This window comes from Wolbachia endosymbiont of Frankliniella intonsa (assembly GCF_029856955.1).
In the GTDB taxonomy this organism is placed as follows: Bacteria; Pseudomonadota; Alphaproteobacteria; order Rickettsiales; family Anaplasmataceae; genus Wolbachia.
In genome coordinates, this window is the sequence record NZ_CP097148.1 from 168,205 (window position 1) to 193,687 (window position 25,483).

Here is a 25,483-nt window from a genome sequence, read left to right on the forward strand (position 1 = left end):
TTTTTTGTCTAGTTTATGGGGTGCGTTATACCTATTTGTTGCTATAGTTGTCTTTTCTCGTCTATCTTATTTTGCCACCCTGCTGCAATGAGGGGTAGGTAAGACCATTTATTATTTTCACTACGTGACTTTTGCTCTTTTGAATGAACTTTAGTTTATATCTCCAGCAATGACAAGCGCGTTATCTTCCCTTAATCTCCCACCGCTTTCTTGCAGAAAAAGCCTACCGAGTGAAGTTTTATATTTATTAATTCCAGAGTAAATTATTCCATTGTATCTTCCGGCAGCAAGATATGCAAAACCTAGTACCGTTGAGCCAAGGGAGCGTAGATTATTATTGTCAAGTGGTAATTTATTTAACAAATTACCACTTATGTCTATTATTCCCCCTTCACGAGCTTTCATCCGCATTTTTACATGGCGAGATTTGAAATCTTCAAGAAAAGCTCCTTTCTTTTCCTCTGCCCAGAAAGTTTCTCTAAGCGCTGGAGCATCAATCACAGCTGCTACAACTCTGTTTTTATGAATGAGACAAACTGATACTGCAAAATAAACCATACAACTAAAAAGGTTTTCCTTGCCTTCTATAGGCATAATAAACCAAGTATAACCGCCGTCTTTTAGATCTTGGCCCACATCGTCTTCAAAAATAAAGTCATAGTTCTGGTTGTAGTTTTTCAAGCAATCGTATATAAGTTGCTTGGATTTTGAATAAGTTTTATTGATAAAGTCTGCTGACTTAACGCTTGAAATTTGCAATTCATTAAAATCACGTATAAGCTGCTTGGAGGCACTGCGTACAGAATCAAGCATCACATTGATTCGTGGTGATGAAATGGCCATTTACTCTTTTACTCTTTCGTAATAGCTGTTATCAGGAGTATGTACTACAATTTTATCCCCTTCTTTTATAAACTGAGGCACGTTAACACGTATTCCGTTTTCCAAAATTGCAGGCTTATAAGAAGCAGTAACAGTCTGCCCTTTGATAACAGACTCTGTTCCTTTTACAGTTAGTGTAACGTGATCAGGCACATGTGCAGAAATTATTTTATCTTGATAAGTTACTACTTTAATTTTCATATTATCTTGCAAATGAGCCTTCTTTTCCCCTAATAAGTCTAAATTTATAACAATCTGCTCGTAACTACTTGGATGCATAAGATTTACGATATTCCCTTCAGTAAAGAGATAAACATATTCCTCTTCATCTAAAATTGCCCTTCTGATTGTTGCATCAGAGCGGAATCTTTCATAGTGCTTTGCTCCAGTTTTGATATTTTTCATTTCGGCTTGTATGTAAGCACCACCCTTACCAGGTTGAGTATGCATAATACTTATAACCGAAAACAATCCACCGTTATGTTCTAGTACCTGACCTGGCCTGATATCATTAGCCCTTTCTGCCATAATTACACTTTTAATTTGGTCTGATTATTATAAATAACTTTATACAAATATCAAAATTTTTATTGGCCAATGAATTCTGGCATGTTGATTACTATATACCTTTCCTTCATGTTGATGTATGGAAATACTTCTTTAGTAAAAGATAACATAATGTTTTTTTTTGTGCTGATAACCAAAATTTCTAATATATCCCCCGAGCCGAAATTATTCACAGACTTCACATAGCCATATAATTCATTACTCTCTAGTCTTACTTCCATATTCACAAGATCATCTTGGTAAAATTCATCCTCATCATTTAACTGTGGTAGCTTATCTCTTTCTATATATAACTTTTTATTTCTTAAAAGCTCTGCTTCATTACGGGAATTCACACCGCTAATTGTTGCTATTACTAAATTATTACTGACAACAGACACCAAGCTTATTTTATAATTTTCACTTCCGATTATTAGTTCACCATATAGGAAAATATTTTCGGGCTTTTCAGTAAAGGTTTTTATTTTGACAGCTCCTTTGATTCCATGGGGAGAAGTAATTATTCCGAGGCATATATTCATATTAATATGATAGTTGAAATCAGCTTTTTGTCCATAGAATTGACAATTTACTGAATTAACATACAATTAATATTGTAATAATTATAGCGGGTAATGTGTGAGTTCTATCAGTAATCAAGAAAGGCAAAGTATTATAAGTAGCTTAGAAAAAATCAACTACAAGCTAAAAGGTGAATCTATAAAACTTGATGATACAAAGGAATCTATAATAGTAGCACGTCGTAAACCTGTTGTTGAAGGGGTATTAGAACATCTACGCAACCCTTCTACTACTAACTGTAATGTTATGATCGATGCAGAAACTGGATTTGGTAAGACTTACGACATTGGAATACTGAGTCATGTGCTAACCCAAGCAGTATTTCATCATCTGGTTTCAGTACCAAGCAGTGATCTAGTAAACCAAGCTAAAAAAATGATGAGTAGTGCATTTACTGTAAACATTAGGACACCTAAAACTGCTGAGGAAATTAAAAATGCACTGAAGGCAACTAAACCTACAACAATTATAGTGACACATGACCTGTTATTACAGCAAGAAAATGATCGTAAATTTAAAGACCAAAATACCAAGTTGTGGATTAGTGTTGATGAAGCAGACAGTATTAACAAGCAGCAGGATTTTGAGAACATGTGCAAGCTTGATGAGAAATATCTTACGACTTACCTCACTGCAACACCAAAGAGAAGGATTTTAAATAGATGCGGAAAAGTTATCAGCCCGACAAGATTGAGTAGACGTTGTATTGCAAACGCTATCGAAACAGCAAGTGTTATTGCAAAAACCAATAGAAGAGCAAATTTCAATCAAGCGTTTGCAGTTAATGTTACTACCTCCATAATATCTTTAGCTATATTGTTTCCTATTATAAATAGTAATGTTGCTGCCGTAATTGGTCTCACTTCAGATTATTATCTGTATTCTGCTTTGATTGGGCAGCTATACTATACAATTTCTATGTTTATATTTGGTATGGTAATGTTGCCAGTTTGGTGGGTGCTAACTAAAGCAACTGGAGTGGAATCAAGAGAACTGCTCTCTAGATTTCTTGCTAACGTGCGTAGCTTATTTACTAGAGAAAAATCCAGTCCAGCTCATGAGTATGTTGAAGAAAGCGAAGAAGTTTTTAATTACAGTAAACTTGTCGATAAGAATGATTTATTAACTTCTATAAGATGGAATGTGCAAAGCCCAATTGGAGAAAGTGCTCTGCTTTTAGCTGATGATGTAAATAGTATAGTTAATCTTAACTTTGCGTTGCAGGGTAGAGATAATTTAGTATATGAAGGTAGCACACGTTATAAAGTGTATAATAAATTTCAGCCTGAAGGAATGTCATATCAAGACTACAGGCTCCAATTACGTCAATTAAACTTTATAAACTGCGTTAAAAAGCAACATCCTAGTTTGACAGAAGAGCAGATATCTGAATTAAAAGAAAAGGTGGATTTCAGTAGTACTGCTGAATATCTAAAATATAGAGTAATGCATTCAATGATCGATCTTACTCTCTTATATTTAATGAAGTGTGATAATATTACCTTAGATAAAAAAAGAAGAGAAGGTTTGATTGGATTGATAGAAGATGTTAAAAAGAATGTTAGAACCACTAATGATAATAATATTATAAGCTACCTAGAGAGAAAAGGCTTTAGTGAGCAATTTGCTAGAGATGAGCTCTTACTGCAAATAAAGACAGTAATTGAAGCACTGAGTAAAAGTGATAATGAGCAATGCAGCTTAATAGTTGATAATTTGCGCTTAAGCAAAGAGCTCCATGACCTCATGGAAAGAGAGGAAGGTATACTACATAGTCTCATTGATTTCTGCAAACAAAATAAATTATCTTTGCAGGAATTGGGAAAAATGATCTTGATATTGGAGAAAACAGACTCTTTTCAGCGATAATACGTAATCAGATAGGTGGATATCGAACTCTTTATTGTGATTATGAAAAAAGAGATTTTGATTCATTGGCTAAATATGCGTTGACAACGGTGATAGATGGATCGAAAGGTCGTGGATTTGATAGTGAATATAATCATGTTGCATCAATATTTGCAGATTCGGTTAGTCAGTTCAATAATCCATCTGAAGCCCTACAGAATCTTGGAAGAAATAGAGAGCGTAATGAGAGCAGACAATCATGGTTTTTCGCTTCTGCAGGTGAAGAAGTTGAGCTATTTGTGAATAAGATCTTAGCAAATTTTAAAAAGGAACCACAGAAATTTTGTCAGAAAGTTTTGTTTCCAGCTACTAATAAATACAATAAGTTGCTAAAAAATAGAATGGGAGAAGAACTTGGAAGAAAAATAGAAATCTATATTAGTAAAAATATTGATGCATTAGGAAATGTTGATGATTCAGCTCTGAAGAAGTTTTCTAGTGATTTGATAAAAGAAACGTATGAAAAAGTTCATGATATAAATGATTTTGATGTCAAAAAGACAGAACAAGATTTACATAGGATTTTAAAAAGTACAGAGGCATACCTTCGTTCATATGAGAACAGAATTAAAAACAACGGTAAATTATCTTGCACACGCTCAGCTTTATTTTCTGTGGGGAGTGCTATAACAAAGGTAATGTATTATCTTTGGGCAGGGTTTGACTATTTAGTCTTTTTGGCTAAAGCGTACAATATAGATAAATCTGGAGATACCAGTGCAAGAGCGTATGTACACATAATAAGAAACTGTCACTGTGAAAGTAGTGTGAAGGAGCAAAATGTATTGGTCCATGCATTAGAAATTGCCAAAGAACATGAAAGCAGTTTCAAAAGAAATAGTTTGTACGAAGACAATGAGGATAGATGTAAAGAAAAAATCATCTCATATTTTCAATCCAAGCAATATATACGTGCATTAGATAGAACAATTGCTCAAATTGAAAATGAACACTTAGCAGCAATTTTGAAAGCTGTAGGCTACAGAGGTGATACTGATAAAATGGCACAAGAAATTAAAGATTTTTTATCTGATTTAAAGAAATTAGACTGTGTGAAATTTAGAGAAAAGTATTATCAAGGAGATTTATATCAAGAAAGCAAATTATGCAAAATCAATGATCAAATTAGTATGATAATTGATGAAGTTGTAATACCAAAATCCATTACTGACGGAACAAATAAGAAACATTACAAACTCGTTTAATAGTAGTACTGGAAATATTGACAATAAAATTACACAAAACATCTTCAAGTAAACCTATGGTATCGTAGATACTATTGCGTAAAGTATTGTATTTGATATATTGCCACAACCTTTCAACAGGATTCAGTTCCGGTGAATAAGGAGGCAAGTATATGATGGTAATGTTTTCCTGAATTTTCAAACTTTTTGATCTATGCCAACTTGCACAATCCATTACAAGAAAGGCTTCTTTCGTGCCTAAATCTTTCGACATCTGCTCCAGAAATATATTCATACAATCAGTGTTTACATATGGAGCAAGTAGGCTAATTTTCTTACCACTTCTTGGATTTACCGCACTTTAGATATAGAAATTTTGTCTACCAATTTTCATTTTAACCTGCGTTCTGACCCCTTTTTAAACCATCCGTGTCCGATTTTTGAATGAGTCCCAAATCGTGATTCATCAAAAACACCTCCCTTTTAGGGTGGAAATTGACTATTTTATTGAAGTATCTTTTAAACTCTTCTTGCTTGTTTTTATCTTGTTTATGGTCCATTGGCCTCGGTGTTATGTAAGAAAATTTCATCCTTTGTATCTCACGGTGCACTGTTGATTTGCTGATGTTTAGGGCAAATTCCTCTGAGATTTTTATTTGTACTTCCTTAATAGTAATATTTGGATTTCTTTCTACCCATATTTCAATTTGCTCACGTTGATTTTTGTTTAATTTGCTTTTTCTTCTCCGCTGAAACGGGGCAAATAATTTTTCTACTCTACCAAATTTTAGATGCTTTATCCATTCAGTCAAAGCAGTCCTTGAAATTTTACATATTCTTGCCACAGCGCTTATACTACTTTCTTTTCCTGCTATCACCGCTTGTAACTTTTGAAACATATGCGTTATTTCTTACCTTTTAACATTTCTTTCGCTAAATTTACAACTCTTTCGTCTAATAGTTTTGACCTTAATGCCATTTATACCTCGCTATTTCACTTACTCTAGTATGACTTTTTCCCCATTATTCTCTATCTGTTCTTTCTATAGCGGGAATTGGTATTAGCAATAGGAATAGCAGTTGCAGTTTGTTGTCTTATTGCAGCTACAATTACGTACTGCTATAGGCCTAAAAGCTTAGTTGAGGATAATCAGGTCAAAAAGGTTATGCAGACAGAAGAATGTCAGTCTAAGTAATAAATATAGTAGTCTATCATTTAATAATTTATTATAATTATATTGATTATTAATAGATAAAAACTTGGTAGACTACGAAAAAATATTCTTAAATAAAATCAAAGATATAAAAGAAGAAGGGCGCTATCGTGAATTTACGCATTTTGCGTCATTACCTGGCAAACTTCCCTATATTATGGATTATGAAAGAAATAGAGAGGTTATTGTCTGGTGCAGTAATAATTATCTGGGAATGTCACAAAACGATAGTGTCATTGCTGCTATTCAAAATTCATCTCTTGGTGCTGGAGGAACAAGAAATATATCAGGTACAACAAAGGAAGTTGTTGAGCTCGAGAAATCTTTGGCTGACTTGCATAAAAAAGAAGCTGCTTTAACTTTTGCTTGTGGCTATCTTGCCAACCAAACTACACTTAGTACTTTATCGTCTGTTATTCCGGGCGTGGTAATTTTTTCAGATGAGAAAAACCATTCTTCAATGATAGAAGGTATAAAATCAGGAAAAAGACCGAAGCACATATTTAGGCATAATGATGTTGATCACTTAGAGCAGTTGCTAAAGTCTATAGATATAAAAACGCCGAAAATAATAGCACTTGAATCTGTATACTCAATGGATGGTGATGTAGCACCGCTTGAAGCGATATGTGATCTAGCAGATCAGTATAATGCAATTACCTATTTGGATGAGGTACACGCAGTTGGCATGTATGGACCGCGCGGTGGCGGAATTGCAGAAAGAGAAGGTTTGATGGATAGAATAACTGTTATTCAGGGTACATTATCAAAGGCTTTTGGAGTGATGGGTGGATATATAGCGTCTTCAAAGAGCTTGGTGGATGTAATAAGAAGTTCAGCCCCAGGATTTATTTTTACTACTGCTATGTCGCCCGTTTTAGCAGCAGCAGCAAAGGCAAGCGTTGAGCATCTAAAATCAAGCAACATTGAAAGAGAAAAGCAGAAGCAGGTGGTTGAGAAAGTAAAAGACTCACTGAGAAATGCAGGAGTGAATTTTATGCAAACAGAAACTCATATAATTCCAATCATAATTGGCGATCCTGAGTTGTCCAAAAAAGCATCAAAATTGTTATTTGATGAGTATGGAATATATGTACAACATATAAATTACCCAACAGTTTCAAAGGGGAATGAGCGCTTCCGTATTACTCCTACGCCTTACCATACAAATGAAATGATAGAGCATTTAACAAAATCTCTTGTAAAAGTTTTTGAGAAATTGTCTGTTTGTGTCTGTTGTTGAGTTTAAAGTTGCCAAGAATAAGGTATCTATTTAAAAGCATGGTTAATGTACAAAATCAGTGCTTTATTTCTTATCATGAAAGTAGCTAACACTGGGATCTATAGCTCACACAGGTAAAGTTTACTCTTTTGTCATCCTATGGCTTGACCATAGGATCCAGTCTAAACAATCTGGATTCTAGTGTCACGTGCTGGAATGACACTTTATAGTGCACCCATTTGTCTAGACCATTTTTTTAAAGTGATCCGATTTTTAAAATGAATATGTTGATAAATACGTCGACACACATTTAAAGTATTTATCAATATATTCATTTACTGTTTATGATAATAAAGATCAGCAGGAACTTTATAATTTAGAGTCTGATGTAGCCTTCTATAGTTATACCAACCAACAAAGTCATTTATTATAAGATTCAAATCTCTGATACTATTTGGTCTATAATAATATATAGCTTCTTGCTTTAAAGTTCTCCATAAGCGCTCAACAAATATATTGTCGAAGCAACGTCCTTTATGGTCCATACTGATTTTAATATTAGCATGCTCTAATTCCGTAATAAAGTTGTAGCAAGTAAACTGTACCCCTTGATCACTATTAAAAATCTCATGTTTACCTTGTTTTAGAGCTTCTTTGAGAGTATAAAGGCAAAATCCAGCATCGAGATATGGTGATAATGAATGAGCAATAATATAGCGACTATACAAGTCCATTATTGCCACAAAATAGACAAACTTACCTTCTACCATAATATATGTTATATCAGTAGCCCATACCTGATTAACTCTACAAATAATCAAATCTTTGAGTAGATAAGGATATATTTTATGCTTTTTTTCTTTAATACTTGTATTACATCTTTTTCTACAATACAGCCCACTAATCTTCATTTTTTTCATAATTCTTAAGATTTTTTTGCGATTGACTACTACCCCACTCGCTATGATTTCAGCAGTAATTTTACGATATCCATAACGGCAATCAGAAGCCAAATATACTTCTTGAATCAAATTTGCTACTTCACTTTCGTTATTAATTATAGGCCTATAATATAGGCTAGATCTGCAAATCCCCAATAAATCAGCATGTTTCCTAATTGACAGATCAGAATCTTTTTCTATAAACCTTACTCTATCTTTTTTGCTTATTTCAGTAATTTTTTTTTCAAATAGCTATTTTCCACTGTCAATTCTCCTATTACTTTATGTAAACTTTCTATTTCTTGCGCTAAGATTCTTTGTTTTCTCGCACTTTCACTTTCTTCAACAAATAGGTCTTTTAACCTTGCCAATACTCTATCACGCCAATCATATAGATTTGTTGATGGTATTTTATATTCACTACATATCTTATACCAATTCCCGCTATAGAAAGAACAGATAGAGAATAATGGGGAAAAAGTCATACTAGAGTAAGTGAAATAGCGAGGTATAAATGGCATTAAGGTCAAAACTATTAGACGAAAGAGTTGTAAATTTAGCGAAAGAAATGTTAAAAAGGTAAGAAATAACGCATATGTTTCAAAAAAGTTACAAGCGGTGATAGCAGGAAAAGAAAGTAGTATAAGCGCTGTGGCAAGAATATGTAAAATTTCAAGGACTGCTTTGACTGAATGGATAAAGCATCTAAAATTTGGTAGAGTAGAAAAATTATTTGCCCCGTTTCAGCGGAGAAGAAAAAGCAAATTAAACAAAAATCAACGTGAGCAAATTGAAATATGGGTAGAAAGAAATCCAAATATTACTATTAAGGAAGTACAAATAAAAATCTCAGAGGAATTTGCCCTAAACATCAGCAAATCAACAGTGCACCGTGAGATACAAAGGATGAAATTTTCTTACATAACACCGAGGCCAATGCACCATAAACAAGATAAAAACAAGCAAGAAGAGTTTAAAAGATACTTCAATAAAATAGTCAATTTCCACCCTAAAAGGGAGGTGGTTGTTTTGATGAAGCACGATTTGGGTCTCATGCAAAAATCGGACACGGATGGTTTAAAAAAGGGGTCAGAACGCAGGTTAAAATGAAAATTGGTAGACAAAATTTCTATATCTAAAGTGCGGTAAATCCAAGAAGTGGTAAGAAAATTAGCCTACTTGCTCCATATGTAAACACTGATTGTATGAATATATTTCTGGAGCAGATGTCGAAAGATTTAGGCACGAAAGAAGCCTTTCTTGTAATGGATTGTGCAAGTTGGCATAGATCAAAAAGTTTGAAAATTCAGGAAAACATTACCATCATATACTTGCCTCCTTATTCACCGGAACTGAATCCTGTTGAAAGGTTGTGGCAATATATCAAATACAATACTTTACGCAATAGTATCTACGATACCATAGGTTTACTTGAAGATGTTTTGTGTAATTTTATTGTCAATATTTCCAGTACTACTATTAAACGAGTTTGTAATGTTTCTTATTTGTTCCGTCAGTAATGGATTTTGGTATCAGCTGTGCTTTTTTGATTTTTTATTGCTTCCAAAGCTATCTTTGCTTTTAACTCTGGTTCATATTTTTTTGTTGCCATTCTTTTACCCCTTTACCTTCCTACTCGGATCAACCATTTTTTTGGTCTAGTTTATGGGGTGCATTATATAAACCAGCAATGACCATACCAACCATTATACCAATGAAAGCACCTACAATTATGGATGAAACTACACCAATTAATTGTCCTATTTTTGAACTAAGTGGTACTTCTCTTTCACGTCTAACAAAATTTGGCCGCATTCGCCTTCCCGCTCTTCTTCGTTCTCTCATTATTGTATATTCATCCCTATTTTCGGAGAGATTTAGTGATACTTCACTTGGCTGCATTTGTTCTCCTGGTCTTCTTATATTTTCACTCCTGTTTCCAGAGAGATTCAATGACGCTTCTCTTTCTCTAACAAAATTTGGCCGCATTTGTTGTTCTCTTGCCCTTCTTCGTTCTCTCATTATTATGTTTTCCTCAAAGAGGTTTAGTGGTACTTCTCTTTCACCTCTAATTCTAACATGATTTAGCTGTGCTTGTTCTACTAACAACCTTATTATACTTTCTATTTCATTTAGCGGTGCTCTTCCTCCAATATCCTTAATTGCCTTCTCAAATTTTAATAGCGACTTGTTATTTAGTCTGACATTATTCTGAGAATCACAAACAATAACCCAATCTAAAATTTGCTTTTTTTGACCACCATACTCTATATCATCATTAATGTGTTCCTTTAGTTTTTTAATTATCTCTACTGCTCTTGTTTCCATAGTTTCTATGGTGCTATCTTCATTTTCTACGAGTATATTGAAAACAATTCCTAATAACTCCTGCTGGAAATCCTTGCGTTCTTTAATATTCATAATTAGCCTCAACTTTTATATGCTATTTCACCAAAGTAATTTTACCAAATAAGTAATATACAGTACAGATAAATTCAATTTATTCGTTTAAAAATTTTCTTACATTAGCCTATCTAAGTTATGTTTTAGGATGTAAAAGCTTCTTACTTTAATACTTTATTAAAGTAAACCATATATGGATTGCTATTTAGGAGCAGCTGTTGTACTTTAATCAGAAGGTACAGTAATGTAAGAAGGAGGTACTTTATGTCTTTAAAAAATGAAATTTCTGAGTTGATAGAGCAACAGCTTGGCATTAAATATCATGACAATTGCTTAGCTTACACTATCCATAATTCGGCTGCAGGTGAAATATCCGATTCTATTGCTCTTTGCATAGTTGGCTGTGGCGATTGTGAGATTAAGTATCAAGGTATTGCTAATTCATTTAACATAACGAAAGAAGAAATTAACCAAAGTAATATAGAAAGCATAAAAAATAAGATAGAAAGTGAAACTAGAAAAGAAGGTAGTGAATTTTCCGAGTTGATTTCTAGAATGGATCAATCGCTGAAAGAACAAAGTGAAAAGTCTATTATACAGATTTTAAATTCATCTGCTGAAGAGATGTTAAGGAGTTTTTGTGGTAGTTCTATACAGAGAACAGAGGATAAAGAAGTTAGTCTGTCCTCTGCTTCACATGAAGAGCCTGCTACAGAAGATTCGGAAACTACTATTAATTCTGATCTTTTATCAATTTAACCAGCTCCTCATATAAATTTTTTCTGTACCCAAGCTATATGTTTGTGAGAGGATAGTAAGCACTACATTTTTCTATTTCCATTATAACAGATTCGTCTATTTTCATGATGATCTTACTATTTGTACTCTGTCTAGGACTAAGCAATAGAAATAGTAGGATAACAGTAGTCAACCAAGATTCCAGCATCACGTACTAGGATGATATAAGTATCATAATTTACGATTAGATTGACATAGGGTAAAGAGTAAATTAAAAATTAAATAGATCTTTTAATGCAGAATAAATGCCTATAGAAATATTGATGCCCGCTCTTTCCCCAACAATGAGTAAAACTGGAGGAAAAATTGTAAAGTGGTGTAAAAAAGAACAAGATAAAGTTGAAATAGGTGATGTAATCGCTGAAATTGAGACTGATAAAGCCATAATGGAGTTTGAATCTGTCGATGAAGGAGTTTTGGCAAAAATTTTAGTGTCGGAAGGAACAAGTGGCGTGCCTGTAAATCAACTGATAGCTCTAATGTTAGAGGAAGGGGAAGATAAAAGCGCACTTGATTTAGCTTCTGCCATCAATACCAAGGTTGAGAAGGAGGTTGGAGCCGATTTTTCAGTATCATCGAACCCTTCGATTTCATCTAGCTCTTTAATGTCACCCCAGTGCGTGACACTGGGATCTAAAAAAGAGGATAGAGCAACAGAAAATAGAATAAAAGTAAGCCCCTTAGCTAAAAAAATAGCTCAAAATGAAGGTGTTGATATAAAGCGATTAAAAGGTACAGGTCCATATGGTCGTATCATCAAAGCTGATGTATTAGAATTTTTAGATCAAACTAAAAGCTATGATAGATTTGAGGAAAATACAACAGTTGAAGTAAGTAATATGCGCCAAGTGATAGCGCAGCGCCTAGTTGAATCTAAGCAAAATATTCCACACTTTTATTTAACTGTAGACTGCCACGTTGATAAGCTAATATCTCTCAAAAATGAGGTTAATTCAGCAAATGAGAACAATAAAGTAACAATTAATGACTTAATTATAAAAGCTGTGGCTTTCAGCATGAAAAAATTTCCTGATATAAACTCATCGTGGATAGATACTAAAATAGTAAGATACTCAAATATAGATATCTCAATTGCTGTAGCGCTTGAGGATGGACTGATTACTCCTATAGTAAAAAATGCTGATGAAAAAAGTGTTTTATCTATATCAAAAGAAGTGAAAGATTTAGTAAATAGAGCAAGATCTGGAAAATTAAGGCCTGAAGAATTTCAAGGAGGAGGGTTTACCATTTCTAATTTAGGCATGTTTGGTATAAAAACTTTCAGTGCTATAATCAATCCACCACAGTCTTGCATTATGGCTGTCGGCGCATCTAAAAAACAACCAGTTGTCATAAGTGAAAAAATAGAGATAGCAGAGGTAATGACAGTTACTCTCTCTGTTGACCACAGAGCAGTTGATGGAGCACTCGGAGCAAAATTTTTAAATGCCTTTAAGTACTATATAGAAAACCCTGCGGTGATGCTTCTTGAGCCTTTATTATTATAATAAAATTAATACCTCTTAGTTTATACTTTTGTTAGTTAATAGGTTTAGAGGTAAAATATGACTTATAAAAAGATAGAAAAACGTAGTATATCTTTTGATGCTACAAAATCAAAATTTTCAAACGATAGGTTTCAAATAGATTCCTCATCTAATTAGTCAATAGATACCATTGGTAAAAAATTTAAGTATGAAGTGAAACTTCCAGGTGTTATTCACACTACAACAAGAAAAAATAATGTTGGAAGCGGATTAAATGAGTTGGATCTAAGAAAGAAAAATGAAAACTCTTTCAAGACACCAATAAAGAATATTGAAGAATCAGATAGTAAGAGAAACCAAAGTCATTTGCTGTTTCAGGAGGACGCATTTCCAGAACTACCAGCATGTGCATATAAGCCAGCACTGCTGCCAAAACCATCAAAAGAAAAAATAAAGGAAGCTGTAGATAAAATGCGCAATAATAGAAAAGCTCATAATTCTGCAAGTGTTGAAAATGGTGTTAGTTCAGACAGGTTCAAAGTGCGCCCGTTCTTATGTAGTGATATAGATGGATATGTAGCTCCTGACAAACGTGACCGTAATCTAGAAAGGTGTAGGGTTACACATGATAGCAGTAAGCTTGAAGCACAAATGGAAAGAAAGCATGGGTTTCAATCAGATCCAAGTGTTAAGCATGTAAAGGCTGATACTGTAGTATGTTCTATTACTAAAGGTCATGACAAAAAAGGCGTTAAATCTGATTTCTCATATACACAAGAGCCTACATCAGAAATGTCTAAGGTCAATGTGAGAGAATTAGCAAATAGGTTCCGCGGCTAATCATTATTGGATTTTTCTAATAACAATTGCTTAAGATTTTATAAACTGTGCATATATAGTATTTTCTAAAATGAATGGATAAATTTCCATTATGGTATTACCAACCAAAAGTTGTAAGTCTGTACATTTATACATTAGAGGTCTGAGGCGGCTTTTGATGGTATGCCAACAGTGTTCTATGGGATTCAAATCTGGTGAATATGTTGGAAGATACAGCACATGAAAGCCAAAAGACTCTATTAATGATTTTGTTTTAGTGGTCTTATGAAATGTAGCATTATCCATAACTATGGTTGTGCCAAGTGGCAATTTAGGTAATAACATCTTCTCCAACAATATATTGAATACCTCTTTTTCACACCCACCTTTGAAAGTCATTGGTGCAATAAATCTCATTCCAATCCACCCGGCTACTATACTGATTCTCTCTCGAGTTCTCCCTGGAATATCTGCATAAATTTTCTTTCCTCTTGGAGCACGTCCATATTCTCGGTATAACTTATTATCAACTCCTGCTTCATCTATATATAAGATGCTGGAATGTTCTATTTTTGAGATTTTATCAATAAATTGCTGCCTATCTTCTTGATTGCGCTCTTGATATAGTGTGACTTTTTTTTAAAGTAATTTTTAGCTGTTTTAGTCTATACCAAATTGAATTTATTCCAAATCCAAGATTTTGTTTCATCTCTGCCAGAGTATGATCTGGATTCTTTGTAACATATTCTTCGAGTATTTTTGGGTCTATTTTTCGAATAAAGCTACCGTTTTTAGATGGCTTTAAGCTTTCACCAGCAGCTTTCTTTTTTAACCAGCGGTACAGAGTTGCTATTCCTATCTCCATGAGCTCTGCTATCTCAACCTTTGTCTTCCCTTTTTCTATCATCAATACTGCCTTTTCCCTTAAATCCACACTATATGCCATTATAACTCAAATACTTTGTTATACCTTTATCATTTGCTTTGGGAAATACTATAGTACTCTATAAGAGAAAGAGAAGTGTGACAGCTTCTCTCTTTCTTAACCACTTGCTGAAGAACGTTTATCTTCTGTGGCATCTGGTGATGGAGCAACTAATCTGCTCAAAATCTCATCTTTTGGTCCCATATCATAAATAACACCATCTGACATGATAATCACTTTATCAACTACGGATAGTAACGGTAGCTTATGAGTAATGATAACAGTGGTAGTATTTTGCTCTCTTGCAACATTGATTGCATTAATCAAGCGCGCCTCTCCATTACTGTCTAAGTTAGCATTCGGTTCATCAAGCACTAAAAGCTTAGTATTACCATAAAAAGCCCTTGCAAGTCCAAGAAGCTGTTTTTGGCCACCAGAGAGTATTACTCCTCCAGGTCCTCCTATTGTTGTATCATACCCATTTGGTAAGCTCAGTATTAATTCATGTATTCCTGCAATTTTTGCTGCTTTGATTATTTCTTCAGGATTTGGGTCTGGTCTCATGCGAGCAATATTAGCTTTAACACTAGTGTTGAACAACTCAATATCTTGAGGTAAGTAGCCAACATAATTACCAAAATTTTCTCGATTCCAAGTGTATACATCAGCACCATCTAGTCTGACTACACCAGATATGGGTTTCCATACACCAACAATTAGCTTGGCAATGGTGGACTTACCAGAAGCGCTTGCGCCAATAACACCAACTACATCCCCTGGTTCTATTAAAAATGATATTCCTTTTACTGTTGGATTATTACTCCCATAAGGAGTAAAGAATACTCTATCAAATTCCAACTTCCCTTCAGGCTCTGGTAGAGCCATAGTTTGCTCTCTTTTTGGTGATGTTAGGATAAGTCTTTGCAGCCTGCCATATGACATTTTGGCTTGATTTAAAAATTTCCAAGTATGAACTGCTGCATCAAATGGAGCCAATACTCTACCCATCAAAATTGAGGCAGCAATGATACTACCAGCAGTTTTGTGAGCTGTGATTGCGAGTAATGCACCTGTTCCAATTACTGAAATTTGGAGAGTCGAGCGTAAAAACTTAGTAATCCCAGTAATCACATTAGAACGATTCTGCGCTGTAACTTGCATTGCACGATTTTGATCATTCCGTTTACACCAATCAGAAACTATAAATTCTGACATACCCATAGCTTCAACCACCTCTGCATTTCGTGTTGCAACATCTATAGCATTAATATTAAGTATAGTTTCTTCATTGGTTTCTCTCAATATACGCTTAGTAGCAAGTTCATTCCATACTGCCATTGAAACTAATATAATAATTCCGGCAATAGCTATAAACCCTGTAGAGGTATGTATCATAAAGATGAAAACAAGGTAAATTAACGACCATGGAGTATCAAATAGTGAAAATATACCATTTCCTGTAATGAAATTTTTTATTACCCCAAGATCTCGTATTGCTTCACCGCTGGAAGTTGAGCTCTGCACTGATGTTAGCCTAATTGACCTTACTATTAGGTCTGGTGTTGCAGTTTTATCAATCCAGTCGCCAATTTTTGCCATGGCTAAATATCTACAAGTTTCAAGCATTGCAGAACATGCAAACGCAGATAAAGTAATAATCGTCAGCATAACTAATGTTGATACACTCTCGCTCGATATCACTCGATCAAGTACCTGAGAAGTATAGAGTGGCAAAAATAACATCAACGCATTAATCCCCGAACTAAACCAGAAAATGAACCAAAACGCACTCTTGCATTTCTCTAGACAAGTGTATAGTATACTTTGCTTTAATTCTTTTCTTATTGATGGAGTAATTTCCACAATCTTCCTTTTAACTTAACTATATGCACCATATATAACTTTTATTTCAAAAGTATTAACAGCTATTGCCTTACCCTATCGTTAATATAATAAAATGTTAACATATGCGAATAGGAAAACATAAACTTTTTTATAGCAAGACTATCTAATTCCTTCTCTACTATAATCTTATACGGTAGCCTTGCCAATTGTTCTATGTTTTCCTTATCTACTACTCAATGACAGTTTACTAGAATGCTTACTATCACTCCTCTGAAAGTTGATGCTATCAGAGTCAGTGATTACAATCTACATCTATTTTCCTCTTTCTATATGATCAGGAAGTATTACATATTCCAATGATCTAGCTGTAATTGCTCTTCTTCTCACACAAGATGGACTTGAATATACCCTTGGTCTATATCTTTCGAATTTAAAACATTCAACAGTAATCCCCTCCTCAAAGTTAGAAAGTATTAGAGATGGAGATTTACTCACTTCCTTATCACTTACAGGATTATTTGCACTACCATAACTCACATGACGCGCTGCACTATGATTGTTACCACACTCTTCTCTTGAGGTTGAATCGCTTGGATTAAAAGGAGTCGAAAATGTTGAATACCCATTGGTATCACCAAATCGTTTTATCAACCCACAGTTTTCTTCATTCATTTTTGTAATATTCTCTTGATTAGCACCTTCTGATAAGCTTGATGAAGCAATAAGATCTTCTTTTTTTCTTACTAAAGATATTGCCTATTTTTAGCTTGGTTGCAACATTCTTGAATTTGTTTTTCGGAGCTTTTGGTTTAATTTCTGGATGCTCATTTATAGTAATTACACATGATGGATTATCTAACTTGTCCATTGTATTTTGCACTCTACTGTTGCGTCTTGAATACAGACTAAGTTTTGCTGTTAAATCATTCAAAACAGGTGAACTTTTTCTACCTTCTAAAGACTTATTCGAACATGGTACTGCACTACCACCCCTACTCATTTTCTGAGGAGAAATATTGAGTTTGTCTTTACTCTCTAATCTAGTTTCATGCGTAAACTTGTAAAGTTCATTTTCCAATCGTGAAATATCTTCTGCATTCTTTATTAATAGTTCCAATATTGAGTTGTATTCCTCCAAATCATGATCCCCTACTTTTGTCTTAGCTAACTTTCCTGTAGCCTCTTCAATTCTGTTCATTTTTTCAGTATAGTTTTCTATCTTACGTTTAACAGGTTCTTTTTGAAGGCCAATCACTAAGTTGTATAAGATAAGTAAAAATGATATCGAAGAAAATGCAATGGAAATCCAGGTAAGAATTTCTTCCTTTTCAGGTTTTGCATTATTATACTTAACGCAAACAGAAATAATCACACTTGATATTGACATGGCCAGATTATAGTAGTCTAGAAGCTTTTTGCTTCTTTCTTGATCTTCCATATTAAGTATATCATATTTCCTTTTTTTGTTTTCCCTTATTTCATAAAAGAAATCTAAAAATAACCTCAAGATATTTGTGTCGCCATGTTTAAAAGCATAATCTAAAGCTGTTTTTTTGCATTATCCTTTATATCAAAATTTATCTTCTTATTTACAGTTTTCTCTCCGGTGCTGATTGTTAGGTAGAATAAGGCTTTAATAGCTTTTTCCCTTAAGCGCTCATTTTGTTTACGCTTTTCTAAAACCAACTTTTTCAAAAATTGACCTTGCTTAAAATCCTCATTTATAGTTTTTTCAAAATCATTATCACTCATTACAAGATGGTGTAATGCTGTTCTTCCAGATTTAGATACAACATTTAACATTTTCTTATTATAGGGGTAATGATTATCTGTCATAAATATTCTATTAACTCAGCATTAAGGCTCATGGCAGCTAAATGTAGAGGTATAAGCCCTTGAATGTTTGTGTTAAAAAGTGGTACTGTGTTCCTAATAATTGACTTAGCAATACTTTCAATAACATACTGAGAGAGTCCTATGTCGTCGGCAAGAGCAGCCATGTGTAACGGTGTATTGTCATTTTCATCATATAACACTTTGATGCTAGCAGCCACCTTTTTACCTACAAGTTCTTTTGACACAAATTCAAGACATTCCTTATTGCCGCTCAAAATAGCTGCAAATAACAACTTTTTTTGTGTATTTTGTTCTAAAAAAATACCCTTTGGGCTTTTTTTTACCAAATACTTAACGCATTCTACTCTTCCACTGATGATAGATAAGTGTAGTAAAGTTTGTCCATCCTTATTTTTCTTACTTAATATTTCTCCCACTCTCTCTTTTTTAAAAAGGTGCTCAAGGCATGATTTATTACCAACACGTGCTGCCATATGAAAGACGGTGTCACCGTTGCTATTCTCACGCAAAAACTCTTGATAAACGTCAAATTTCTTCTCTTCCAACTTTTTTTCTATCATGCTTAAAAACGATAAATCAAGTTGGGCAGCAAAATGTAAAGGAGTGTTTCCTTCATTATTACTCTTATTTACTTGCATGCTTCTGTCTATTAATAGACTCACACATTTTTTTCTTAGTTCTGTTTCTGTATTACTCGATAGAGCTAAGTGTAGGGCCACATTTCCTTTGCGTGTTTCTGTGCTTAAATCGTAATCAGGAAATTTATTGAGTAAAAATGTTAGACAATCATACTTCCCGTACATTGCAGCTAAATGTACAAGATCTCTTCCATACTCACCTTTGGATTGAAGTATTCTATTTCCTATATTTTCATAAAATAGCTCTATACAATATGTATTACCATGTATAATAGCAATGTGTAAGGGGGTGTTACCTTGTTTATTCTGAACAATTTTTGCACCTGATTTAATAAACAATTCTATTAGCTGTTTATTTCCATGTTTTGCAGCTATATGCAATGGGGTGTTACCATCTACATTTTCTTGATTAATTTTACTTTTTAGTCTACCTAAAAATTTTAGATGCTCTATAAGAAAATTTATGCCATTTTCTTGAGTTTCTGAGTTACCTGCAATCTTATGAAAAGGATTCTCATTATATTTATTTTTTAAAAATTGTACTTGATTATCAATGAAGAATTTTATGCACTCAGTATTTCCAGATCGCACAGCATAGTGTAATGCGTTATTTCCATATTTATCTGTTTTAATTTTCTCGCTATCAAAAATTCCTTTTGCTGTCAATATTTCTTTTAAATATTCTAGGAGTTTAGGACTTCCGCTTCTGGCAGCATAGTGTAACTCAGTTTTATTATTGGTAGTGCAACTAAAATCTACTTCATTTTCTATGAGAATTTTCAAGCATTCTTTATTGCCAGATTTAGCTGCATAGTGTAGTAGTGTTTTGCCATCTCTATCTTTATTCCTTAATGCTTCTTCAATGTCAAAATTAGAATTTTCTATCACAAAACGTAAAATATCTTCTTTACCCAACTCAGCTAAATAATGTAGAAGTGTTTTATCATTACTATCTGCAAAATTCTCCAGTTTTGTAATCAATTCTTTCTTCATACCAAGAATTAGAGATACAGCCATTTTAATATCACAATTCCTATTTTTCTTTTGTTGTCTTTCCCTAATTCTTTCAATAGCCACTGTTAATAGCGAAGAACCATCATTACTTATTATATTCCATCCATCTTGACAAAATTTTTCAGCTAATGAATCACTTATATTTTCTTCTAAAATCCTGCTTTTTATATAATCAAGATTATTAGTACATATATTATAGTTTTCTTCTTGAGTTACTTTATTAATATAATCATATATGATTATTAGGTCTTGCTTATTGACTTTATCTTCTGAATTGCCTTGTAATAAAGAGAGGTCTATCTCACTAATTGCTCTGGCCATACCAATGGTTCCCGCAACAAATAAACCCGACCTGAGTGTCTTTGCGCTTGTACTAGATTTAGCTTTCAAAACATTAGTAACTGTGTCAAATTTATTTTTGAACATACTGTACCTCATAAATAATAATGCCGGTAGTGAATAAGGCTTTAGTAGATACCACTGTAATTTTTAAGCCTACAAAAATTCACCAGCGGCCGCATTATATAGTAGATAATTTTTTGTGCTAGTAATATTTTTCTAATTCCCACTTTGGCCTTGGTGCAAAGTCAAGAGATTCTATATAATTTTTCTGTAACCTTTCAATTCCTGTCCATCCAACCATTACCGCATTGTCTGTACATAGGTTGCTTGGAGGAGAAAGCACGTTCAAATCTATGTATTTTTTCAATCTCTCCTTCAGAAAATTATTTGCTGCAACTCCACCGGTAATTACAAAATCATTGATTTTAATATTTAAAGATGCAGTGATATCAATAGCATTTCTGACTCTATCGAGTAATATGTCGCTAATACACTCTTGAAACGAAGCACACATATCGCAAACATCTTGCTTGCTCATTGCAAGCTCTTTAACTAAGTTTTTTACTGCTGTTTTAATTCCAGAAAATGAGAAGTCACATCCAGAACGTTTTATCATTGCTCTTGGCAGCTTAAATCTCATACCATCACCTTTTTTAGCTAACTCTTCAATCAATGGACCTCCAGGATAGCTTAGATCCAGCATCTTAGCAATTTTATCAAACGCTTCACCCAGCGAGTCATCAAGTGTTTTTCCAAGTTTAATATACTTACCTACATCCTGTGCAATTAAAAATTGACAATGGCCACCCGATATAAGTAGGACTAGAAATGGAAATTTAACCTCATATAGCAGCCTAATAACTAATGTGTGTGCCTCTAAGTGATTAACTGCAATAAACGGTTTTTGTGCTACATGCGCAATTGCTTTAGCCATCATTGTACCAACTATTAGTCCACCTATGAGTCCTGGTCCTGATGTTGCTGCAATTGCATCTAGATCACAAAAGTTAAGGTTAGATTTTTCTATAGCGCTTTTTACTAGACCACTTAAATGCTTCATATGAGCACGTGACGCTATTTCAGGTATTACCCCACCGCGTTTTTTGTGCTCTTCCTGAGAAAGAATTTCGTGAGCAAGGACTTGCTTATTACTATTTACAATTGCTGCTGCAGTTTCATCACAGCTTGTTTCAACAGCTAATATAGTTCTCATATATATTTGAACTCTTTAATTGTGAGAACTATAACTTGAAATGTTGAAGAAGTGAACTTTGTTCTGTTAAGCTAATTATCATCTCCAAATATAGAACCAATTTTTTTACTCCCAGAGGAAAATTTATTAGTCCAACTGCTTTGTACTTTGTTTATATCTTTAAAGGCAGTTTTATTGCTATACTCCTTTACTTCTTTATCTATTATCTTCATTATTTGTGGATCCAGGCATCTCTTTTTCCACTGGTTAGTAGCAAGAAATACTCTGTTTAAATCTTGACTGCGAATTAGATATTCTTTATCTTTAGGATAAACTTCCTGAGCCCAAGCAAACAGCTCAAAATAGCGTGCGAATAACTCAGACGCACGTGATTTTGGAGTTTGGTAAACTTGTATCTCCTTAAATATAATTTGACCAATAATTTTTTGTACCAGAATATTTGACTGCTTTAAGTTCTGCTCAATATCCTGATAAACTTTATAGAGAAATTCTTGCTCTAAGCTTAAGTTCAGTTCATTTTCAACCATATGTGAAAGTTCATGTACTATTATGTAAGGATTTGACCTTCTTAGTACAATGACATACTTATTTAGACCAGAGGATCGAATGGTCTTACACACTCCTTCTTCCATATCCAATAATCCTTCTTGACATATTTCAAATGAAAGTCTATTTTGCTTTATTAGTGACAAAGTGAGGTTTAATGTATTTCTAAATTTCTCAAATTGATGGAGATATTCGACATATTGTATTACGTTTTCACCACTTCCTACCTGAGTTGCTTGTTTTATTAACTTCGTGATTAGCATGTTTTATTATTAAAGGAATTTTCTTTATACTCAAGAGTTATAAAGTGTTTTCAGGAAGTATAGCTAAAGTAGTTTAAGTTCACTGACATCCCACTACTGATTAATAGCCAAGAGGTATCAATTCAGTATGACTTAGGAATGTTGTAAGTTGAAAATGTGATATAAAAGTGCAATATCAAATATATTCTACTAAAAATCAATCAAATCTTCACATGTTTGTTCTTCATAAAAGAAGTTCAATGTTATTGTAGTACCAAGTTTTGCTTCACTTTGAATGTTGAAAGTCCCACCCATTAACTCCACTAATTTCTTGCTTAGAGGTAATCCGATACCTGTGCCTTCGTTTCTATATCCCGAATCTGCTTGACCAAAAACGGACATAACTTTATATATGTCCTGCTGCATTATTCCTATCCCATTATCATGAAACTCAATAGTTAATAAATTTTTTTCTATATTCTCTTTAACAACCATTCTTATTAAACCACCTTTAGGAGAGAACTTGATTGCATTTGATAACAAATTTATTATAACTTGCTTCATTCTTTTGGGATCGGCGATAACTAATAATTGTTTATCAGATATCTCTTTCTTTAAACTAATACCTGTTTCTTTTAGTTTAGGTGATAACATTTTTAAGCACGAATCTATTATCTTATTCAGATTAAACTTCACTTTCTCTACTGTTAAACTACTTGATTCAGCTTTAGAAAAATCGAGCACATCATTAATCAAAGCAAGTAAATGTGTACCAGCATTATATATATCGTCTACGTATTCCTTGTATTTAGAGTGATCTACCGAACCTAAAGTTTCATTTTTGATAAACTTTGCAAATCCAATAATAGCATTAAGAGGTGTACGCAACTCATGTGTAACACTTGCAAAAGATTTTATCTTATTTGCATTTTCTTGCTCTAATGCCTCTTTAACCCTTTGTAATTCAATATTAGTTTTATGCTGCTTGGCTAGCATTTGGGTATTGGAAAAGTGCAAATAAAGCATTATTAGTATTAAGATAACCAGTAATAAGCCCATTAATATTGAAAATAGACTATATACCATAATATAAGAGTCATTATAGCTTTGAATGATCTTCAAAAAAAATGAAGGCTTAATGTCATCTTCATGAAATATAGGGAAAGTAGAAGTTAATGTATTTCCTGTAGCGTAAAATATTTCTTGATTGCTTAGCAATTTATCAATTTCATCATTTGTAAGCAACTGCTCATAGTCATGACCTTGAGTATTAAAATTACTGAAAATTACTCTGGCATTTTGATCATACAGTATTAAGCTAAAATTTCTTACTTTGCTTACTGATTGTAACAATTCAGCACGCAATTTTACCAACTGGTTTATGTAATCAAAACTGTTATATTTAATATGATGTTTTTCTATTAGTAAATAATGATATTTTTTTATTATACTATTTTCCAATAGATCTTTTAAGTTTGCATTTGCATTACGGTAAAAAGAAAGAAAATTATTCTTTAATGAATAACTGCGGTATATTGTGCCCAATAAAACCACAAAAATTAATAATAATAGCGAGATAATTTTTGTATATCTATTTGTTTTTAGTGTAGTAAAAATTAATTTACTTAATTTATACATATTCTTCTCATTGTGAAATAACGTCTTTTATGGTATTAATAAAAAATTAGCATATCATACTTTTATGACAATTTCTCCTATCTTGCCAGTTTATTCTCCTGTTAACATAAATTTTTCTTATGGCAAAGGTATTTACTTGTATGATATCGATAATAAGCGCTATATAGATTTTAACTCTGGAATAGCTGTTAGCAGTTTAGGTCATGCCAACCCACGATTAACTGATGTCCTAAAATTACAAGGAGAAAAACTATGGCATATATCAAATACCTATAATATATCTACTGCCAACAAATTTGCAGAAAATTTAATAAACAACAGCTTTGCTAATACTGTATTTTTTGCAAATTCTGGATCAGAAGCAGTGGAATGTGGACTTAAAATCGCTAGGGCCTATCAAAATGGAAAAGGTAATAAAAATCGCTATAGAATTCTAACATTTCATGGTGCATTTCATGGAAGGACATTTTTAACTTGTGCAACAAACGATAGACAGAAATTTTCTGAATTACTGAATCCTTATATTGACTGGTGTGATAACATAGAGCCCAATATTGAGAGTGTAAAGAAAGCAATTTCTAATGGCATAGGTGTTATATTAATAGAACCAATACAGGGACAAGGTGGTATTAAAGTAATGAGTGAAGTCTTCATGAAAGAGCTAAGAGAACTATGTAACGAAAACGACATACTGCTATTTTTTGATTGCGTTCAGTGCGGTGCTGGCAGGACAGGAAAGTTATTTGCATATGAACACATAGGAATTAAGCCTGACATATGTGCTCTTGCAAAAGGAATAGGAGGAGGTTTCCCTCTGGGGGCTTGTCTTGCAACTGAAAAGGTTGCTAAGTACATGGCGGTCGGTATGCATGGTTCTACTTTTGGTGGTAATCCACTTGCAACTTCAGTAGGTAATGCTGTATTGGATGAATTGCTCAGCCCTGGCTTCTTAGAAAATGTTGAAGTTAGAGGTAAGTCTTTAAAAAACAAACTAGAGGACTTAGCAAGCAAGTTTCCAATTATAGAAGAAGTGAGAGGGAAAGGGTTGATGCTAGGAATAAAAGTAAAAATGAATAACCAAAAATTTGCAGAAGAGCTAAGTCACCGTGGTTTACTTACTGTTGGAGTAACATCAGATAATGTTCTAAGAATCTTGCCTCCACTCATTATCACTGAAAAAGAGATTGATGAAGGCATTGAAATTCTCACTCAGTATTTATCTGAAAAGTTCTAGTTA

Annotated in this window: 22 protein-coding genes and 3 pseudogenes; 9 read left to right on the forward strand and 16 right to left on the reverse strand. The window is 33.4% G+C overall.

Features of this window, described 5'->3' with window-relative positions; translation table 11 throughout:
- Positions 1 to 150 precede the first annotated feature (150 nt).
- The 3 genes from M3L71_RS00985 to rimM are packed head-to-tail and all read right to left on the reverse strand — an operon-like array spanning position 151 to position 1,970.
- The gene (locus M3L71_RS00985) at positions 151 to 843 is read right to left on the reverse strand and encodes an inositol monophosphatase family protein (RefSeq protein ID WP_007302192.1); all 693 of its coding nucleotides are present in this window, start codon (positions 841 to 843) and stop codon (positions 151 to 153) included.
- Entirely contained in the window at positions 844 to 1,410 is a 567-nt protein-coding gene (efp, locus tag M3L71_RS00990) for an elongation factor P (RefSeq protein ID WP_280143739.1), read from the reverse strand.
- Positions 1,411 to 1,469: 59 nt separating this feature from the next.
- A complete protein-coding gene (gene rimM / locus M3L71_RS00995; protein WP_006014540.1) occupies positions 1,470 to 1,970 on the reverse strand; it encodes a ribosome maturation factor RimM in 501 nt (166 codons plus the stop codon).
- A 97-nt stretch (positions 1,971 to 2,067) separates the two neighbouring features.
- Here rimM and M3L71_RS01000 point away from each other — a divergent pair, with 97 nt between their 5' ends.
- Together M3L71_RS01000 and M3L71_RS01005 are read left to right on the forward strand one after the other, a co-directional pair.
- The gene (locus M3L71_RS01000; protein WP_280143740.1) at positions 2,068 to 3,879 is read left to right on the forward strand and encodes a DEAD/DEAH box helicase family protein; all 1,812 of its coding nucleotides are present in this window, start codon (positions 2,068 to 2,070) and stop codon (positions 3,877 to 3,879) included.
- A 65-nt stretch (positions 3,880 to 3,944) separates the two neighbouring features.
- Entirely contained in the window at positions 3,945 to 5,123 is a 1,179-nt protein-coding gene (locus tag M3L71_RS01005) for a hypothetical protein (RefSeq protein WP_280143741.1), read from the forward strand.
- Here the strand turns inward: M3L71_RS01005 and M3L71_RS01010 are convergent.
- Positions 5,083 to 6,081, reverse strand: a pseudogene (locus tag M3L71_RS01010) (IS630 family transposase). The gene M3L71_RS01005 and the pseudogene M3L71_RS01010 overlap by 41 nt on opposite strands.
- A 76-nt stretch (positions 6,082 to 6,157) precedes the next feature.
- On the opposite strand from M3L71_RS01010, the gene M3L71_RS08525 reads away from it, so the two are divergent.
- Together M3L71_RS08525 and hemA are read left to right on the forward strand one after the other, a co-directional pair.
- Complete coding sequence (locus M3L71_RS08525; protein WP_458695204.1) at positions 6,158 to 6,298, forward strand: TomO hydrophobic C-terminal domain-containing protein; 141 nt, start codon at positions 6,158 to 6,160, stop codon at positions 6,296 to 6,298.
- A 64-nt stretch (positions 6,299 to 6,362) separates the two neighbouring features.
- Positions 6,363 to 7,559 carry a 5-aminolevulinate synthase gene (hemA, locus tag M3L71_RS01015; protein ID WP_280143601.1) on the forward strand — a complete coding sequence of 399 codons (1,197 nt, stop codon included), beginning with the start codon at positions 6,363 to 6,365 and terminating at the stop codon, positions 7,557 to 7,559.
- A gap of 314 nt (positions 7,560 to 7,873) precedes the next feature.
- Here the strand turns inward: hemA and M3L71_RS01020 are convergent.
- A pseudogene (locus tag M3L71_RS01020) lies at positions 7,874 to 8,910 on the reverse strand (IS3 family transposase); the annotation flags it as partial.
- Between the two features lie 83 nt (positions 8,911 to 8,993).
- On the opposite strand from M3L71_RS01020, the pseudogene M3L71_RS01025 reads away from it, so the two are divergent.
- Positions 8,994 to 9,999, forward strand: a pseudogene (locus M3L71_RS01025) (IS630 family transposase).
- 121 nt (positions 10,000 to 10,120) lie between these two features.
- Here M3L71_RS01025 and M3L71_RS01030 read toward each other — a convergent pair.
- Positions 10,121 to 10,900 carry a hypothetical protein gene (locus M3L71_RS01030; RefSeq protein WP_280143742.1) on the reverse strand — a complete coding sequence of 260 codons (780 nt, stop codon included), beginning with the start codon at positions 10,898 to 10,900 and terminating at the stop codon, positions 10,121 to 10,123.
- A gap of 246 nt (positions 10,901 to 11,146) precedes the next feature.
- Between M3L71_RS01030 and M3L71_RS01035 the strand changes: the two genes are divergently transcribed.
- The 3 genes from M3L71_RS01035 to M3L71_RS01045 all read left to right on the forward strand — a co-directional run bounded on the left by M3L71_RS01035 (position 11,147) and on the right by M3L71_RS01045 (position 14,007).
- A complete protein-coding gene (locus tag M3L71_RS01035; protein WP_280143743.1) occupies positions 11,147 to 11,641 on the forward strand; it encodes a WBM0748 family T4SS-associated protein in 495 nt (164 codons plus the stop codon).
- A gap of 284 nt (positions 11,642 to 11,925) precedes the next feature.
- The gene (locus M3L71_RS01040; protein WP_280143744.1) at positions 11,926 to 13,188 is read left to right on the forward strand and encodes a pyruvate dehydrogenase complex dihydrolipoamide acetyltransferase; all 1,263 of its coding nucleotides are present in this window, start codon (positions 11,926 to 11,928) and stop codon (positions 13,186 to 13,188) included.
- 192 nt (positions 13,189 to 13,380) lie between these two features.
- The gene (locus M3L71_RS01045; RefSeq protein WP_280143745.1) at positions 13,381 to 14,007 is read left to right on the forward strand and encodes a hypothetical protein; all 627 of its coding nucleotides are present in this window, start codon (positions 13,381 to 13,383) and stop codon (positions 14,005 to 14,007) included.
- 30 nt (positions 14,008 to 14,037) lie between these two features.
- On the opposite strand, the gene M3L71_RS01050 is transcribed toward M3L71_RS01045, so the two are convergent.
- The 10 genes from M3L71_RS01050 to M3L71_RS01095 form a co-directional block, all read right to left on the reverse strand.
- Positions 14,038 to 14,574, reverse strand: coding sequence for an IS630 family transposase (locus M3L71_RS01050; protein WP_349292716.1), 537 nt, complete (start codon positions 14,572 to 14,574; stop codon positions 14,038 to 14,040).
- A 10-nt stretch (positions 14,575 to 14,584) separates the two neighbouring features.
- Entirely contained in the window at positions 14,585 to 14,932 is a 348-nt protein-coding gene (locus M3L71_RS01055) for a transposase (RefSeq protein WP_264336399.1), read from the reverse strand.
- Between the two features lie 96 nt (positions 14,933 to 15,028).
- On the reverse strand, positions 15,029 to 16,774 hold the full coding sequence (locus tag M3L71_RS01060) for a type I secretion system permease/ATPase (RefSeq protein WP_280143746.1): 1,746 nt from the start codon (positions 16,772 to 16,774) through the stop codon (positions 15,029 to 15,031).
- A gap of 294 nt (positions 16,775 to 17,068) precedes the next feature.
- Positions 17,069 to 17,428 (reverse strand): hypothetical protein, encoded by a 360-nt coding sequence (locus tag M3L71_RS01065; protein ID WP_280143747.1) that lies wholly within the window; start codon positions 17,426 to 17,428, stop codon positions 17,069 to 17,071.
- 19 nt (positions 17,429 to 17,447) lie between these two features.
- Positions 17,448 to 18,263 carry a hypothetical protein gene (locus M3L71_RS01070; RefSeq protein ID WP_280143748.1) on the reverse strand — a complete coding sequence of 272 codons (816 nt, stop codon included), beginning with the start codon at positions 18,261 to 18,263 and terminating at the stop codon, positions 17,448 to 17,450.
- A 32-nt stretch (positions 18,264 to 18,295) separates the two neighbouring features.
- Complete coding sequence (locus M3L71_RS01075) at positions 18,296 to 18,592, reverse strand: hypothetical protein (protein ID WP_280143749.1); 297 nt, start codon at positions 18,590 to 18,592, stop codon at positions 18,296 to 18,298.
- Positions 18,589 to 20,691 carry an ankyrin repeat domain-containing protein gene (locus M3L71_RS01080; protein ID WP_280143750.1) on the reverse strand — a complete coding sequence of 701 codons (2,103 nt, stop codon included), beginning with the start codon at positions 20,689 to 20,691 and terminating at the stop codon, positions 18,589 to 18,591. The genes M3L71_RS01075 and M3L71_RS01080 overlap by 4 nt, the downstream gene beginning before the upstream one ends.
- A 118-nt stretch (positions 20,692 to 20,809) precedes the next feature.
- On the reverse strand, positions 20,810 to 21,820 hold the full coding sequence (gene tsaD / locus M3L71_RS01085; protein WP_280143751.1) for a tRNA (adenosine(37)-N6)-threonylcarbamoyltransferase complex transferase subunit TsaD: 1,011 nt from the start codon (positions 21,818 to 21,820) through the stop codon (positions 20,810 to 20,812).
- A gap of 71 nt (positions 21,821 to 21,891) precedes the next feature.
- On the reverse strand, positions 21,892 to 22,629 hold the full coding sequence (locus M3L71_RS01090) for a WD_0702 family putative metalloprotease (RefSeq protein WP_458695209.1): 738 nt from the start codon (positions 22,627 to 22,629) through the stop codon (positions 21,892 to 21,894).
- Positions 22,630 to 22,818: 189 nt separating this feature from the next.
- Positions 22,819 to 24,246 (reverse strand): sensor histidine kinase, encoded by a 1,428-nt coding sequence (locus M3L71_RS01095; protein WP_280143753.1) that lies wholly within the window; start codon positions 24,244 to 24,246, stop codon positions 22,819 to 22,821.
- Positions 24,247 to 24,310: 64 nt separating this feature from the next.
- Between M3L71_RS01095 and M3L71_RS01100 the strand changes: the two genes are divergently transcribed.
- On the forward strand, positions 24,311 to 25,480 hold the full coding sequence (locus M3L71_RS01100; protein ID WP_280143754.1) for an aspartate aminotransferase family protein: 1,170 nt from the start codon (positions 24,311 to 24,313) through the stop codon (positions 25,478 to 25,480).
- Positions 25,481 to 25,483: the final 3 nt, after the last annotated feature.

Excerpts from the sequence above, each read along its gene's own strand:
- M3L71_RS01040 (WP_280143744.1), top strand. The coding sequence starts at position 11,926 with ATGCCTATAGAAATATTGATGCCCGCTCTTTCCCCAACAATGAGTAAA.
- M3L71_RS01075 (WP_280143749.1), bottom strand. The coding sequence starts at position 18,592 with ATGACAGATAATCATTACCCCTATAATAAGAAAATGTTAAATGTTGTA.
- M3L71_RS00985 (WP_007302192.1), bottom strand. The coding sequence starts at position 843 with ATGGCCATTTCATCACCACGAATCAATGTGATGCTTGATTCTGTACGC.
- M3L71_RS01065 (WP_280143747.1), bottom strand. The coding sequence starts at position 17,428 with ATGAATGAAGAAAACTGTGGGTTGATAAAACGATTTGGTGATACCAAT.
- efp (WP_280143739.1), bottom strand. The coding sequence starts at position 1,410 with ATGGCAGAAAGGGCTAATGATATCAGGCCAGGTCAGGTACTAGAACAT.
- M3L71_RS01055 (WP_264336399.1), bottom strand. The coding sequence starts at position 14,932 with ATGGCATATAGTGTGGATTTAAGGGAAAAGGCAGTATTGATGATAGAA.
- tsaD (WP_280143751.1), bottom strand. The coding sequence starts at position 21,820 with ATGAGAACTATATTAGCTGTTGAAACAAGCTGTGATGAAACTGCAGCA.
- M3L71_RS01080 (WP_280143750.1), bottom strand. The coding sequence starts at position 20,691 with ATGTTCAAAAATAAATTTGACACAGTTACTAATGTTTTGAAAGCTAAA.
- M3L71_RS01095 (WP_280143753.1), bottom strand. The coding sequence starts at position 24,246 with ATGTATAAATTAAGTAAATTAATTTTTACTACACTAAAAACAAATAGA.
- M3L71_RS01090 (WP_458695209.1), bottom strand. The coding sequence starts at position 22,629 with ATGCTAATCACGAAGTTAATAAAACAAGCAACTCAGGTAGGAAGTGGT.
- M3L71_RS01030 (WP_280143742.1), bottom strand. The coding sequence starts at position 10,900 with ATGAATATTAAAGAACGCAAGGATTTCCAGCAGGAGTTATTAGGAATT.
- rimM (WP_006014540.1), bottom strand. The coding sequence starts at position 1,970 with ATGAATATATGCCTCGGAATAATTACTTCTCCCCATGGAATCAAAGGA.
- M3L71_RS01035 (WP_280143743.1), top strand. The coding sequence starts at position 11,147 with ATGTCTTTAAAAAATGAAATTTCTGAGTTGATAGAGCAACAGCTTGGC.
- M3L71_RS01100 (WP_280143754.1), top strand. The coding sequence starts at position 24,311 with ATGACAATTTCTCCTATCTTGCCAGTTTATTCTCCTGTTAACATAAAT.